Source organism: Pseudarthrobacter sp. R1 (genome assembly GCF_024494415.1).
Taxonomy (GTDB): domain Bacteria; phylum Actinomycetota; class Actinomycetes; order Actinomycetales; family Micrococcaceae; genus Arthrobacter.
Map to the genome: position 1 here is coordinate 505,538 of NZ_JAMKFI010000008.1, position 14,089 is coordinate 519,626.

Sequence of the window (14,089 nt, forward strand, 5' to 3'; positions counted from 1 at the left end):
CGTGGACCTGCTCGAAAACGGCTTCCCCAACGGCGGCCCCCGCTACGAGGGCCCGCGGCACTTCGACTACAAGCCCTCCCGCACCGACGGCTACGACGGCGTCTGGGAATCCGCCAAAGCCAACATGAACATGTACCTGCTCCTGAAGGAACGCGCCCTGGCCTTCCGTGCCGACCCCCAGGTCCAGGAAGCCCTCGCCGCCTCCGGCGTCTTCGAACTCGGCGAAACCACCCTCACCGCCGGCGAAACCGCCACCGACCTGCTCAACGACACCACCGCGTTCGAAGACTTCGACGCCGACAAAGCAGCCGAACGCTCCTTCGCCTTCGTCCGCCTCAACCAGCTCGCCATCGAACACCTCCTCAACGCGCGCTGACCCGAGCCACACTGCACACCCGCCGCCGTCATGAGCAGCCTGCACAGGCCTGGTCATGGCGGCGGCATCTTAGAAAAGACATTTTTATGCCATTAGTCGCCGGTATCGATAGCTCCACCCAGTCCTGCAAAGTCGTGATCCGTGACGCTGAGACGGGGGCACTTATCCGACAAGGCCGGGCGGCCCATCCGGAAGGCACCGAGGTACATCCCGATCACTGGTGGAATGCACTCAAGGAAGCTGTGGCAGAAGCTGGCGGCCTGGACGACGTTGCCGCGCTGGCAGTCGCGGGGCAGCAGCACGGGATGGTTTGCCTGGATGTCGATGGCCAGGTGATCCGGCGTGCGCTCCTCTGGAACGACACACGCAGCGCCGGTGCCGCAACAGAGTTGATCAAAGCCGCCGGTGGAGGCGACGCAGTTGCAGGGGCGGGATACTGGGCCGGCGCTACCGGGACAGTCCCCGTAGCGTCCCTTACCCTGACGAAGCTGCACTGGCTGGCTCAGAGCGAGCCGGAGAATGCGGCGAAAACAGCAGCGGTATGCCTCCCCCATGACTGGCTAACCTGGCGGTTGGCAGGCTATGGGCCAGGAAGCGGCGCACAAGGACTTGAGGCGCTCGTCACGGACCGGTCAGACGCGTCAGGCACCGGGTACTACTCCACGGCCGCGGGTCAGTATCTCCCCAGCGTACTGTTGGCTTCCCTTGGCCACGTCCCGATCCTGCCCAAGGTCCTTGACCCGCTGGAAGCAGCAGGCAAAACCCGCGACGGCCTTCTTCTCGCCGCCGGAGCCGGAGACAACGCCGCGGCCGCGCTCGGTGCCGGTGCCGGCCTGGGCGATGTGGTGATCTCCCTGGGCACCTCCGGCACGGTATTTGCCGTATCTGACACGCCAGCTGCCGATCCCACCGGGCTGGTGGCCGGGTTTGCCGATGCTACCGGACACTACCTGCCTCTGGTCTGCACACTAAACGCCACCCGCGTTTTCGACGCCACCGCTGCCCTGCTGGGAGTTACGCTGCAGGAATTCAACGAGCTTGCCCTCTCCGCTGCCCCCGGTGCGGGCGGCCTGACCCTGGTCCCCTACTTCGACGGGGAACGGACCCCTAACCTGCCTGATGCCACCGGCGCCCTGCACGGAATCACCCGCACCAACTACACCCCTGCGAACATGGCCCGTGCCGCCGTCGAAGGCGTGGTGTGCTCTCTGGCCGACGGTTTAGCAGCCCTTCAGGCTCAGGGCGTCAGGGCCCAACGCATCATCCTGGTAGGAGGAGGCGCACAATCGGCTGCCGTGCAGGAGGTTGCCGTGCAGCTGCTGGGAACCGACATTACCGTGCCGCAACCGGGAGAATACGTAGCCGACGGGGCGGCACGCCAGGCCGCCGGAGCGCTCTCGGGTCGCTTTCCCAACTGGCCGCTGAATGCAGCCGAACGGCCCGCCGTAAAAGATGACTCCGGAGTGCTCTCCAGGTACCGCCGCTACGCCGCTCTTTACGCATAGGGAACACCTTGAATGATTTCTTGAATGAGCACAGGATCAGCGCCGGAAGCTACACGGCCGTCGTCAGCGCAGAAGGAGCAAACCTCCGTAGCCTGCAGTACAGGGGGCGGGATCTGGTCCTTCCATCCAGGACAGGCCACCCAAACCCGGACTACAGGGGCATCATCGCCGCGCCATGGCCCAACCGTATCCCGGACGGACACTACACATTCGACGGAGAACTCCTTGAACTGCCGATCAACGAGCACGACCGCCGCAGCGCCCTGCATGGTCTGGTGTTCGGGAGGACATGGGAGCTGGACGTCCACGAGAGTTCATCTGTCATCCTCAAGTGCACCGTTCCAGCCCAGGAGGGATACCCCTTTGCCCTTCACCTGACGGCCCAGTACCGACTGACCGAGGAGGGCCTGAACATCACACTGACGGCGAAGAATACCGGTGCGACGCCCGCGCCCTACGGCGCATGCCCGCACCCCTACCTCGTGGCCGGTCCTTCCCCACTGGATGAATGGGTCCTGCAGTTCAAGGCGGAACGCTTCCTGGAAGTTACCGCCGACCGGCTACTTCCAGTCGGGGAACGCGACTTGATGGGGCACCCATTCGACTACGAACAGCCACGACCGATTGGAAACACGCAGATGGACCACGCCTTCACCGGCCTGGGCGTCGACGGGAACGGCACTGCGGAGCTGACGCTTATGGACCCGACTGGTGTGGGAGTAGGTATGTCCTGGGACACGAGCTGCACCTGGCTCCAGCTGCACACTGCTGACCGCGAACCGCCCCTGCCAAACAGGCTGGGCCTGGCAGTAGAACCCATGACCTGTCCCCCCGATGCTTTCAATAGCGGAAAGGACCTTGTCCGGTTGCTTCCGGGCGAGGAGCACCTTCTCAGGTGCAGCATCTACGCTCTGTAACCGGGATTTGCTTGGCTGCCGTTTAGGGCGGACCGGATCAATCAGGAATGCCCGCGCACAGGAGCCCTCACCGTGGTGAGGGTTCCTGTTTCGAGTGCAGGCAACAGCGGGATACGGTCAGGACCCGGGTTCGGCTGGCTGCGCATGCATCAAAACGTGTGGGCGGATCCGCTCGACCCAGGACCGGTATCCTTCTGCGTTCAGGTGCAGCTTGTCCAGTGAGAAGTCCGGTCGAAGGGTGCCTTCGGGTGTTGCCAGTGCCGGCCATAGGTCGATGTAGTGGGCTGACGGGAAGTCTGTTTCGCAGAGCTGTTCAAGTCGTTCGTTCAGGCGGCTGATTCTGTCCCGGTAAGCCGCGGTGCGGGGCATGACGCTTTGCACGTACACCGGGCAGCTTTCTGCGCGGCGACCAATTTCCCGCAAGGTATTGCGCACGTTCTGTACGATCTCATCCTCCGGAATTCCGACCGAGAGGTCATTGGTTCCGATGAGCAGGAATACCGCGAGTGGTTCGTTGATCGCTGAATCCAGGCGTGCGAGGACCTGGCTGGAGGTCTCTCCGCCGATTCCACGGTTAAGTACGGGAAGTTCAGGGAACCATTCATTCCAAAGGCATTGTTCGGTGATGCTGTCACCCAGGAAGACGATGCGCCCGGACCGGCACCCGAGCGCGTTGAACTGGGAACGGCGGTGTTCTTGCTGCGGACGGATGAGTGGAGCCGCTAATTGCCCGACGGCGCGACCGAGCCGGCGTCGTAGTCTTTGGCGCCAGGTGAGGTCGTGAGAAATACTGCCGGCGGGCCCTGTGGTGAGTGTCGTGGTCAAGGTCTGATTTCCTTTGAAGCTGTCTGGGTTGCGGGTGTGGGGCACATCTATGGATAGCGAGGGGCCTAGAGGAAACTCCGGCCGCCATCGGTCCCGGAAATAGTGCCGTTGATAGCGAAGCTGTGGTCACTGAGAAGGAAAGTGATGCACTCGGCGACCTGCAAAGAGGTTGGAACCATGGGAAGAGACGTCTGCAGCAGTGGACGGACTCGCCCTGGTGAGGTTTGTAGTGGAGTGCCGGTTGTGCCTGGCAGGGACGGGCTCGGGGCTACCGCGTTGAAGCGCAGGCCCTGAGGTCCGAAGGTAGCGGCCGAGCTCTTGGTGAGGCCAAGCACCGCGTACTTTGACGCCGTGTACGCAGCTCCCGCGGAGCATCCGCTCAACTCCGTCTCGGACGCAACATTTACAACTGAGCCCGCCCCGGCACCCAGCATCAGGGGTATCACGGCACGCGTAAGACGCATGGTGGCCGTGACGTTCACCCGGAACACCCGCTCCCAAAGCTCATCGTCGATGAGGTGGACAGGAGCGAAGTTGTCCACCGCGCCGACGATATTTGCCAGCCCATCGACGCGGTCCCCCGCAGCGGCCAGTACGGCGGCTACGGTAGCATCATCGGCGATGTCACCAAGGACCGGAACAAGATCCATGTCCTTGTTTCCTGCCAGGAGGTCGTCGAGTCGATCCTTGTTGATGTCCACCGCGATGACGCGTCCCGCTTTGGCACCTATCCGCAGGGCCGTGGCCAGGCCGGTGCCTGCTCCAGCGCCGGTGACGATAATCGTCTTGTCCGCGAACTGGCCCTTACCCGCGATCGTGCCGAATCCGATCTGGTCGCCGACTAGGCTGTTCTGTCGCGGTGTCGTCATGGAACTAGAGGCAGTCATCGAAGCTACGTGTGGGCTCTGGCCGGGCTTGACGGCCGCGTGGAAAGGCCGGCTGCCTGGTACAGCGCATCGATGGTCCGCAACTGAGCGACGGCTTCCCGTGCGCCCGTTTGCACCGCCCCGCCCCTTATTGCGTCGCGGAAAGCCTCCAACTGGTAGTCGAAGGTAGAGCGCCGGACGGGCCGCTCCACTCGCGAGCCCCGGATCCCGTCGATGCGGATGCGGCCGCCCAGCTGGGGGTGGGTCGGCGTGCCAACGCGCATTCTGCCCTGTGACCCTTGAACCTCAAGCCGGGAGGCCAGGAGCTTTCTGGACCATATCGAGGACAGCAACGTTGACCGGACTCCCCCGGCATGCGTCAACTGCGCCTCGAGGCACGCGTCGATTTCGCCTCTTGTTTTGGCAGTCGCCGTCATACCGGTGACCTCACCGAAAAGGTCGCGGAGGAGCCGAAGCGGGTAATAGCCCAGGTCAAGCAGACCGCCGCCGCCTAACTCGAAATTCCACCGGATGTCCTTTCCAGGCGGGATAGGGGCGCAAGCGATAGCCGTCGCGGACCAGATGTCGCCTAACTCGCCGGACTCAATGATGTCGTGCAGTCGCTGCCGCAGCGGGTGGTAGTGCGAGTGGTAGGCCTCCATGAGGACAACGGAGGAGGTTGCGGCAGCGGATGCCACTTCCTCTGCTGCGGCAGCGTTGCTGGTAAAGGGCTTTTCACAGAGTATGTGCTTCCCCGCCTCGAGCGCCGCTGTCATCCACTGGGCGTGCAGTGCGGATGGAAGAGGAATGTAGACGGCATCAATGTCGCGATCGTCAAGCAGAGATGAATAGGACGCATGCACCTTGCCTATTCCGTGTCTTGCCGCGTATCGAGCTGCACGTTCAGGATCCCGTGCTGCTATGGCAACGACTTCGATTCCTTCTACCCGCGCACTCGGGCGAAGGAGTGCTTCCTTCACGATATTGGCGGCACCCAGGACTCCGACACGGATCGACGTCTGCCTTGAGGTATCTGACTCTATTGCCATATCCACTCCTTTGAGGTTATGAGTAAAGGCCCGATTGAATCTTTGGGGTGCAGGTAAGCCAAGGCGACACTGGCCGATTGGTCTCGACGCCCTTACGCTAGGGGTGAGGAACGCGTTTGTCCGAGTTCGCGTGACAACGTAACGACCGGCAGTCCGACGCGACGCGGGAGACGCTGCCGTTTTTCCCATGCGGGAAAAACTCTATGGGGTCGGGTTCTTTCCGTCAACCCCCACCCACACTCCTTATTGCGGCTACAACTACTACGTCTCCGGCCCTGCAGATATGGATCTACCAGGCTAAGAGTTGACTAACGCTACGTGCGCCGTTAGGTTTTTCCCATTACGGGAAATATTGGCTGCAGTGCCGTGGTCTAGACATCTAGACGAAATTGGGGGTCTTCATCACCATGACCTGCGACGTGGCCTTCGCGACGCGCGATCCAGCGGTAAGCAAGACGCGTACGACCGGCGTCAGACAGCTTTCCTAAATGCATCATCAGAAGGAAGCAGAATATGAACTTGGAGAATAAGGTCTTCGTCGTCACGGGTGCTGGAAACGGCATCGGACGCGAAGTCGCTCTCGAACTGCTGAGGCGGGGTGGGCATGTAGCCGCCGTGGACCTCAGCCCTAAGGGCCTGGCAGAGACTGCTTCTCTTGCTGGCGCACCAACGAGCGGACTGTCGCTGCACGCTATGAACATTACGGAACGTGGTGCGGTAGAAGCACTGCCGGCGCGAGTTCTGGAGGAGCACAGCCAGATTGACGGGCTGGTCAACGTCGCAGGTGTCATCCACAGGTTTGTTCCTATTAAGGAGCTCTCCGTTGAGGAGATTGAGCGGGTGATGTCGGTGAACTTCTGGGGCACCCTGTACATGGTCAAAGCTTTCCTCCCCGAGCTGCTCCAACGCCCAGCCGCCAGTCTCGTCAACGTCTCTAGCATGGGCGGACTCGTACCGTCCCCGGGCCAAGGAGCTTATGGAGCCAGCAAAGCAGCCGTGAAGCTATTTACCGAGACCCTCTACGCCGAACTGCGGGATACGAACATCAAAGTGACCTGCGTCTTTCCCGGTAGTGTGGGAACAGACATTCTCAGCAACTCCGGAGTCACCTTGGATACTTCGAAGATCGCAGCGCCCAACGGGAAAGCGCCTAAAATGACCTCACCTCAGGACGCGGGAGGCCAGATTGTCAACGCGATTGCTTCGGGAGCAGTCCGTGTGCTGATAGGGACAGATGCCCGCGGCGTGGACCGGCTCGGAAGGCTGTCTCCTACGCGGGCTATTGAGATAGTCGCTGATCGCGTGAAGGTCCTGATCGGCTAGCAAAACTCCAGCACCAACGATTACCGCTGGGCGTGGATCTCCAAACTGCTCCTCCAACTCGCCATGGCATCGGCAGCGTCTTCTCCGTGTCCTCCCATGGTGGTGGTTGTCGTTGGAAAGTGCCTTCCTCATCATGGACGCCGGTTTTTGTTGCGCCCTGTCGCCGACGCCGCCTTCAATGTTGGCTCAGGTGATACTCAACATGGTTTCGCTTATGAAGCCCGTCGTCGTTCTGCGGGCTGGTATCGATATGATGCCTAACACCGTGGCGGCTGGACGTTACTGAGCTTTCAGCCTTGGGATAGAAGCTGAGACAAGGGTGTGGCGACCCATCCCGGTTTGGCCCCGTCCCGTCGTTGTTGTGCTTGTTTCCGGGCCCGCCGTGTTGACCATCAGACACGTCTGGTGAGGAGACTTCTTTTGCTCGCCTGCAGCCGGGAACGGGCAAAAACCGATGAATCTAGGTCGGGTGCTGCAGCCGCCACCTCCAAGGCTTCCTGTTCAGAATGACCGCCACCGGAGCTGGGAGGCCTTCTGCTTGAGTCTCCGGACAGATGTCAGAGCGCCCGACGAACCGCTCTGAATCCACCCCACATGGGACTCGACCAACGGACGTGCGATACTGCGGGAATGAAGGTCGAAAGAGCTCCCAGGGCTACGAGTTGGGATGTCGCCCGGCTTACTGGCCTCTCGCGAACCACTGTCAGTCAGATTCTGAACGGCCGCGATGCGCGCTTTCCCCAAGAGACACGGGACAGGGTGTCCGCCGCTGCGCGAGAGCTCAACTACCGGCCCTCAAGGGCCGGTAGAGCATTGGTCTCTGGCGTCAGTGATCTCGTTGTCATCGTTTTGCCGAATTTCAACATCGGGCGGCGCTTCCAAGAGATCGTCGAACGTTACTCTGCCGAGGTGGAAGCGCACGGGCTGAACGCCCTCGTACGCTATGCCGGCAGTGACGTCAGAGCCACCCTTACGACCATCCTTGACCTTCGCCCAGCAGCGGTCTATCACTTCAGCGTTTTCGATGCCGATGCAGTGGGGGAGCTTCGAGCGGCGGGAGTGCAGGTCCTACCGGAAGGCGCCGACAGGCCGGACCCGTCGAGTCGGTACGACCGCATGTTGGGACGCGTTCAATGCAAGATACTCTTGCGCGTGCCCGAACGCCGACTGCTGTATGCTGCCCCTGCCGACCCCCGAGTTGGGCCCTACGCACGGCTCCGTGCGGGAGGTCTGGCTGAAGGGGCCGCGGACGTAGGTGCTGATCAGCCGCGGGTGATAGCGGTTCCTTCGGACCTGGAAGGAGCCATCAGCGTGCTCGGTCCCACCCTGAGTCAAGCAGATGGCCCCCTCGGCATCGCATGCTACGACGACGAGGTCGCCATCGCTGTGCTCGCTGTGGCGAGGAGCTTGGGCTTGAAGGTTCCAGAGCGGGTGGGGGTCGTAGGTGTGGATGGAATCGACATCGGGCAGCTCATCCAGCCGCGCCTGACCACGATTGCGATCAATACTGCCGCCCTCGAAGCCAGATTTTCAGCCGAACTTAACCGGCTCTTGGGGCCAAGAGGACGGATAGCACGTGCAGGCCGAAAGGACTCTCCGGCACAAGGTCAGGAGGAAGAAAGCATCACTGTCATCGAGGGTGAATCCTGTTGATGGTGCACGGACGTTAGGACGGCGGTTCCGAGTGGTTGCTCGCATCCGTATCACGTGATACTAAGGGTGCGGCATGCCTTGTGTAGGGAGGCGGAATGCTTCATGACCCGAGGGGAGAGCTTGAAGATGGAGCACGCTGAACCTCGGCCGACCAGTTTGGACGTTGCAAGGCTGGCGGGCGTGTCTCGTTCCACGGTCAGCCAAATTCTTAACGGCAATGGCTCACGATTTCCTGAGGAAACGCGCACCCGTGTGACTGCCGCCGCGTGCCGACTGAATTACCGCCCGTCCAGGGCAGCAAGGGCCCTTGTTTCCGGTGTTAGTGACTTGGTGGTTCTGGTGGTGCCAACCATTACGTTTGGGCGGAGCGTCCAAGAGATGGTGGAAAATTTTTCTGCGGCGGCCGAAGCCTTCGGGCTCAACGCCCTCGTGCGTTATGGCGAAAGCGATCTAACGGCAACCATCACGACCATCCTTGACTTGCGTCCGAGGGCAGTATTCAACTTTGGTGTTCTGAACGCAGCAGCAGTGGCCGAACTCGAGGCAGCCGGGACTCAGGTCATGCCCCGCGGCGCCGAGGGCGTGGCAGGATCAAGTAGGTTTGACGAGATGCTGGGGCGCATGCAGGCAGCGGAACTTCTGAAAGTACCACAGCGACGGCTGATATATGCCGGACTCGCAGACCCCCGCGTTGCTCCTTATGCAGCCGCGAGAGCGAAGGGTGTGAAGGAGGCCGTCGCGGCAGCGGGCGGAGCGGTCCCTGATGCAGTAGAGATTCCGCTGCAGCTTGACGCGGCAATCGAAGCGTTGGCGCCTGTCCTTCAAGATATTAGCGGGCCCATCGGCGTGGCCTGCTACAACGATGAAGTGGCGATAGCCGTGCTGACTGCCACGAGATACCTTGGCCTCAGCGTGCCTGACGAGGTGGGAGTGATCGGTCTAGAACTTACACAGGCAGGTCAGTTTTTCTCACCACGTCTCGCCACGATCGGCCTCAAGACGTTACCGATGAGGGCTGTTTTCGAAAGGAATCTGCGGGATGCGATCCGGCCAGGTGGAGGGCGGACCTCCCCCGGTCGGATTGCTCTTCGCGTCGGAGTGTTTGAGTGGAATGAGCTGGTTACCCTTGTGCCCGGAGAGTCCTGTTGACAGACCCCCGCTGCGTATTCCTTCTAGGACAGCCCATCCTTGCGGCTCATCACCGCCGAGGAAGTGAACTAGGGCGTGTCTCTTAATGGGAAGGGAGTGGCCGTTCCGGGGCCGCCGCCAGGTCGTGAAGGATATCTACCGATACCGATGTGGGATTGCCTGATGGGACCCGCCCGTGCAATTCAAGCCCTGGCAGACCGCCTGGAAGCGGCATCGCCGTTTCGCCGCTGACGGAACTTGGGACCGGATTTTCAGCCGGAACTTGGCTGAATCCGATGCTGCCGGGCAGGTTGATTGAACCGTTTCCGTAGATTCGACCATCAACACAGGACAAACCTTCCCCGGGCCACAGGGGGAACTCCCGAATTACAAGAAACTGTTCGAAGAACCGCCGGACCACGCCATTGGGCGTTCCCGTGGAGGCCTGAATACCAAGATCCATCATGCCTGTGACGGGAGAGGCATACCTCTGGCAATGGGCCCGGTCAGGGCGGGGACTCACCGATGTTGCCGTTCTAGTGGAGGCCTTTAAGATGTCTCGGTTGGGAGGCGCGGGCCGCTCAGGACGCGCCGGGACGCCGTAATGGGCGATCAGGCGTACTCGTCCCGAGCGAACCGGGCTTTCCTGCGGACCCGACGCATCAAAACGCCGCGGATCTCGCGGCGGCCGGCCCATCAACTTTGACTCCCAGGCCTACAAAGGGCGGCAGCAGTGGGCCGTGTCGAACGGTCCTTCAACCTCTTCAACCAATGATGAGCGATCGCAACGCGCTATGATCAACTAGCTATCACCTACCGAGTTGGAGTCGCCAATAGGGAGACACACCCTAGGGCCAAGACCTAAGCAGGAGCGATGAGTAGCTGTCGGCGCGCTTCACGGCGCTTCGCCTGCCTGTCAGGGTCCGCCGTTGGCGCCGCCAACAGCAGCCGGCGCGTGTACTCGTTCTGGGGCGTGTTCGTCACATTACGCACTGAACCGGTCTCAACCAGTTCCCCTTGGTACATTACTGCGACTCGGTGACTGATATGCCTTACCACCGACAAATCGTGAGTGATGAAGAGGTACGCGACACCGGTCTCCCGCTGCAGTTCCATGAACAGATCGAGTACCCGCGCCTGCGTCGTTAGGTCTAGCGCGGAAACCGGCTCATCGCACACAATTAGTTTCGGCCTCAGCGCAAGTGCTCGTGCGATAGCGACACGCTGGCGCTGCCCCCCGCTGAACTCGCGGGGGTATCGTTCCGCTGCCCCGGCAGGTAGACCCACCCTGTCCAGGAGTGCGCTCACCGACGCCCGTGCATGCTTCGCATCAGTGCCTTGCGCAATGAGGGGTTCAGAAAGGATGTCCGCAATCTGCAGGGCGGGGTTAAGCGAGGTGTAGGGATCCTGGAACACAACCTGGATGTCTCGTGCTAGTGGTCGTCTCTCCCGATGATTAAGGTGTGTGATGTCCTTCCCGCCAAAACTGATTGAACCGCCGGTGGGTGCAGCCAGGCCGAGCACTGCCCGCCCGAGCGTGGTCTTGCCCGAACCGGATTCACCCACGAGCCCCAAAGTCTCCCCAGGAGCAATGACCAGCGATACTCCCCTTAGCACTTCGGCGGACTTGGCACGCAAACCCCGCCCTGGATAGCGGAGCCGCAGATCGGACACGGTGAGAAGTGCGGTCATGAAAACTCCTTCGAGGTCGCCAGGGCAGCGGAGGGGAAATCCTCGCGAAGGACGTCCTCGTCGAGGATCGATCCGATGAGCTCCTGAGTGTAGGGGTGCTGCGGGTTATGGAAGATGGACCGCACGGTTCCGGACTCGACCAGTTCTCCCGAGCGCATCACCAGGACACGATCACAGAGGTCGGCGACGACACCGAAGTTGTGCGTTACGAGGAGTACTCCCATGCCGTACTCTCGCTGTAGGTCGCGAAGCAAGTCGAGAATCTCCGCCTGGACGGTAACATCCAGCGCGGTTGTGGGCTCGTCGGCTATCAGCAGCTTGGGGCGCAATGCCACGGAGCCCGCGATCAACACGCGCTGAGCCATCCCGCCGGAAATTTGATGAGGGTAGGAGTTGAATGTGCGGACGGGGTCGGTGATCCCTACCCGGGCGAGCAATTTCAGCACCGTATCCTTGGCCTCGCGCCGGGTCATTGCGGAAGTGAGGCCTTCCACAAGCTGGCTGCCGACTGTGAAGGACGGGTCTAGGTTCGACATGGGCTCTTGGGGAATATAGGCCACGACCCCGCCTCGAAGCCGCCGCAGTGCATGATTGTCTTTGGTCAGCAGGGGCTCCCCCGCCAGGGCAAGGACGTCAGCGGTGACCACGGCTTGCCGCGGGAGCAGTCCGAGGATCGAGAACGCGGTCTGGGACTTACCGGATCCAGACTCACCGACCAGCCCGACGATTTCGCCGGGGGCCACATCGAGTGAGATACCTCGGACGACGTCTTTCTGTGAACCATCCACCTGTGGGTATCGCACCCACAGGTTGCGCACGGTGAGGAGCCCGCAAATGGCGGCGGCGGCGCTACTATTCGAGTTTTCTGTGCGGGGGTGGTGGTGGTTAACCTTTTTGCGTCGGCCAGCCCTGTTCCCTGCTTGGGGTGCGGCCAGTGCATCGCGGTAGGCATTGCCCAGCAGCACGAGGGAGCCGTTCAGCAGGGCAAGGAAGCCGGCTGACCACAAGAGCTGTACGGGTTCGGTGTAGATGTTAACGAAGGCGTCGCCGGTCATCGTTCCGAAGCTGGGCAGGGTGCTTTGGCCGAAGCCTAGGAAGGCGAGGCCCGCCTGGACTCCGATTGCCGCGCTGGCGAGAAAGGCTGCCGAGATGATTACTGGCCCTCGTACGGCGTAGAACACGTGGCGGGCGAGGATCCGCATATTCGACAGCCCGGAGACTCTGGCTGCGTCGACATACAGTTCGCTGCGGACGCCGACCACAAGGTTGCGGACGAGTCGGAAGATGCCGGGGGCGAGGAAGACACCGAAGAGCGCCATCATCGTTTGATAGGTACCGCCGGTGACAGGTTGGAGGACGATGACCAGCACCAACGCCGGAAATGTCATGAGCAGGTTGAAGATCCATGACATGACAGCGTCTATCCGTTGTCCCGCGTAGCCGGCGATGAGGCCAAACACGGTTCCCAAAACCACTCCGACGCCTGCGCCGATGAGCGCGGAAATGAGCGATACGTTAATCGAGGCGAGCACCCGGGCCCAGATGTCCCGTCCGTTCTTGTCTCCTCCCAATGGCCATCCCGGTGTGCCGGGTGGGGCATTGACGTACTCTAGCGCTGAAAACGTCGGTGAGTGTGTGGCAAGGACCGGCTCCAGGAGTCCTAGGGTGATGAGCGTCAGCAGCACCAAGAGTGACAACAATCCCAGGGGCTTGCGCAGTAGCCTGACAAAAACTCCTTTCCGACTAAGGGTCTTGGCGTCCGCCGAGACGATTTCTTCGATGTTTGTTGCCGTCATGATGTCCTTGCCTTGGGATTGAGCCAGCCATACGCGACATCGACGAGCATGTTGACGACGACGACCAGGCCGACGCCGAACAGGGAGACGCCGAGCATGGCGGGGAGGTCGCCTTGGACAGCCGAAAGGTAGGCGTAGGTGCCGTATCCGCCGAGGGCGAAGATCTTTTCGATGAACAAGGCAGCGCCGAACATGGTGATGAACTGCAGGGAAAAGGTGGTGAGTCCGGCCCCCGCTGCGTTTCGTAAGGCGTGTTTGAGCAGGATGGAGCCCTCAGAGACTCCGCGGCTGCGGAGTGTCTTTACATAGTCCCGTTCAAGTTCGTCCACCAGGGATCCTCGAATCTGTGAAGCGAGGGCTGCTACGCCGCCGATGGCGAGCACAATTGCCGGCAATATGACGGAATTGAACCATCCTGCGGGAGACTCGGCGAAGGGCACTAAACCGATCGCGGGCACCCATTGCAGGTTGATCGCAAAAACGTACACCAGGGCCACCCCAAGGACGATTCCCGGGAAGACGTACGCGATGGTAGAGATGCTTTGCAGCAAGGCATCAATGACACCGCCACGGGCAGCGGACATGACTCCAAGCACAACGCTCAGGGTGATGGTGAGAGTCGCCGCGACGACGACAACGGACAGGGTCACCGGGAGCCTGGCTGCAAGCGCCTCAGCTACGGGTTGGTTGCTGAAGTAGGAGTTTCCGAGGTCTCCTTGAATGACACCGGCGAGCCAGCCGAAGTATTGATCAAGGATTGGTTGGTCGAGGCCAAGCTGTTTTTCGAGCGCCAGGACCTGCTCGGCGGAAGCATTCGGGCCGAGGATGTTCCGCGCAACTGGGATGTCTGCACCGTAGGTCAAGAAGAATGTCACTGCCGTGACGACGAAGATTAGGACGAGACCGGCGCCTAGCCGCCTCAGGAGATAGGTAATCATGTTGCTGCTTTCTTCGGGTGC

General features: G+C 61.3%; 11 protein-coding genes and 1 pseudogene. 6 read left to right on the forward strand and 6 right to left on the reverse strand.

What is annotated here, in order from left to right:
* The 3 genes and pseudogenes from M8J71_RS13225 to M8J71_RS13235 all read left to right on the forward strand — a co-directional run.
* Nucleotides 1-376, forward strand: a pseudogene (locus tag M8J71_RS13225) (xylose isomerase); the annotation flags it as partial.
* Nucleotides 377-462: 86 nt separating this feature from the next.
* Nucleotides 463-1,881, forward strand: coding sequence for a xylulokinase (gene xylB, locus M8J71_RS13230; protein ID WP_256248323.1), 1,419 nt, complete (start codon nucleotides 463-465; stop codon nucleotides 1,879-1,881).
* A 20-nt stretch (nucleotides 1,882-1,901) separates the two neighbouring features.
* Entirely contained in the window at nucleotides 1,902-2,798 is an 897-nt protein-coding gene (locus M8J71_RS13235) for an aldose 1-epimerase family protein (RefSeq protein WP_256248324.1), read from the forward strand.
* A gap of 117 nt (nucleotides 2,799-2,915) precedes the next feature.
* Here the strand turns inward: M8J71_RS13235 and M8J71_RS13240 are convergent, their stop codons facing one another.
* From M8J71_RS13240 to M8J71_RS13250, 3 genes are all read right to left on the reverse strand, one after another.
* Nucleotides 2,916-3,623, reverse strand: a complete 708-nt coding sequence (locus M8J71_RS13240) for a GDSL-type esterase/lipase family protein (protein WP_256248325.1) — start codon at nucleotides 3,621-3,623, stop codon at nucleotides 2,916-2,918.
* A gap of 65 nt (nucleotides 3,624-3,688) precedes the next feature.
* Nucleotides 3,689-4,492: an SDR family NAD(P)-dependent oxidoreductase gene (locus M8J71_RS13245; protein WP_256248326.1), complete on the reverse strand. Its 804-nt coding sequence runs from the start codon at nucleotides 4,490-4,492 to the stop codon at nucleotides 3,689-3,691.
* 23 nt (nucleotides 4,493-4,515) lie between these two features.
* Nucleotides 4,516-5,538, reverse strand: coding sequence for a Gfo/Idh/MocA family protein (locus M8J71_RS13250; protein WP_256248327.1), 1,023 nt, complete (start codon nucleotides 5,536-5,538; stop codon nucleotides 4,516-4,518).
* A 513-nt stretch (nucleotides 5,539-6,051) separates the two neighbouring features.
* On the opposite strand from M8J71_RS13250, the gene M8J71_RS13255 reads away from it, so the two are divergent.
* The 3 genes from M8J71_RS13255 to M8J71_RS13265 all read left to right on the forward strand — a co-directional run bounded on the left by M8J71_RS13255 (nucleotide 6,052) and on the right by M8J71_RS13265 (nucleotide 9,663).
* Nucleotides 6,052-6,861 carry an SDR family NAD(P)-dependent oxidoreductase gene (locus tag M8J71_RS13255; RefSeq protein ID WP_256248328.1) on the forward strand — a complete coding sequence of 270 codons (810 nt, stop codon included), beginning with the start codon at nucleotides 6,052-6,054 and terminating at the stop codon, nucleotides 6,859-6,861.
* A 630-nt stretch (nucleotides 6,862-7,491) separates the two neighbouring features.
* The gene (locus tag M8J71_RS13260) at nucleotides 7,492-8,514 is read left to right on the forward strand and encodes a LacI family DNA-binding transcriptional regulator (RefSeq protein ID WP_256248329.1); all 1,023 of its coding nucleotides are present in this window, start codon (nucleotides 7,492-7,494) and stop codon (nucleotides 8,512-8,514) included.
* A 126-nt stretch (nucleotides 8,515-8,640) separates the two neighbouring features.
* Nucleotides 8,641-9,663 (forward strand): LacI family DNA-binding transcriptional regulator, encoded by a 1,023-nt coding sequence (locus M8J71_RS13265; protein WP_256248992.1) that lies wholly within the window; start codon nucleotides 8,641-8,643, stop codon nucleotides 9,661-9,663.
* 840 nt (nucleotides 9,664-10,503) lie between these two features.
* Here M8J71_RS13265 and M8J71_RS13275 read toward each other — a convergent pair.
* Genes M8J71_RS13275 through M8J71_RS13285 form a run of 3 tightly spaced genes read right to left on the reverse strand, consistent with a single transcriptional unit; the run spans nucleotide 10,504 to nucleotide 14,068 of the window.
* The gene (locus M8J71_RS13275) at nucleotides 10,504-11,334 is read right to left on the reverse strand and encodes an ATP-binding cassette domain-containing protein (RefSeq protein WP_256248330.1); all 831 of its coding nucleotides are present in this window, start codon (nucleotides 11,332-11,334) and stop codon (nucleotides 10,504-10,506) included.
* Nucleotides 11,331-13,130, reverse strand: coding sequence for a dipeptide/oligopeptide/nickel ABC transporter permease/ATP-binding protein (locus M8J71_RS13280; RefSeq protein WP_256248331.1), 1,800 nt, complete (start codon nucleotides 13,128-13,130; stop codon nucleotides 11,331-11,333). The genes M8J71_RS13275 and M8J71_RS13280 overlap by 4 nt, the downstream gene beginning before the upstream one ends.
* On the reverse strand, nucleotides 13,127-14,068 hold the full coding sequence (locus tag M8J71_RS13285) for an ABC transporter permease (RefSeq protein ID WP_256248332.1): 942 nt from the start codon (nucleotides 14,066-14,068) through the stop codon (nucleotides 13,127-13,129). Before M8J71_RS13285 ends, M8J71_RS13280 begins: the two co-directional genes overlap by 4 nt.
* Nucleotides 14,069-14,089 lie beyond the last annotated feature (21 nt).

Bases quoted from the DNA above. Each gene is read 5' to 3' on its own strand.
- M8J71_RS13245 (WP_256248326.1), bottom strand. From the start codon at position 4,492: ATGACGACACCGCGACAGAACAGCCTAGTCGGCGACCAGATCGGATTC.
- M8J71_RS13285 (WP_256248332.1), bottom strand. From the start codon at position 14,068: ATGATTACCTATCTCCTGAGGCGGCTAGGCGCCGGTCTCGTCCTAATC.
- M8J71_RS13265 (WP_256248992.1), top strand. From the start codon at position 8,641: ATGGAGCACGCTGAACCTCGGCCGACCAGTTTGGACGTTGCAAGGCTG.
- M8J71_RS13255 (WP_256248328.1), top strand. From the start codon at position 6,052: ATGAACTTGGAGAATAAGGTCTTCGTCGTCACGGGTGCTGGAAACGGC.
- M8J71_RS13280 (WP_256248331.1), bottom strand. From the start codon at position 13,130: ATGACGGCAACAAACATCGAAGAAATCGTCTCGGCGGACGCCAAGACC.
- M8J71_RS13250 (WP_256248327.1), bottom strand. From the start codon at position 5,538: ATGGCAATAGAGTCAGATACCTCAAGGCAGACGTCGATCCGTGTCGGA.
- M8J71_RS13275 (WP_256248330.1), bottom strand. From the start codon at position 11,334: ATGACCGCACTTCTCACCGTGTCCGATCTGCGGCTCCGCTATCCAGGG.
- M8J71_RS13260 (WP_256248329.1), top strand. From the start codon at position 7,492: ATGAAGGTCGAAAGAGCTCCCAGGGCTACGAGTTGGGATGTCGCCCGG.
- xylB (WP_256248323.1), top strand. From the start codon at position 463: ATGCCATTAGTCGCCGGTATCGATAGCTCCACCCAGTCCTGCAAAGTC.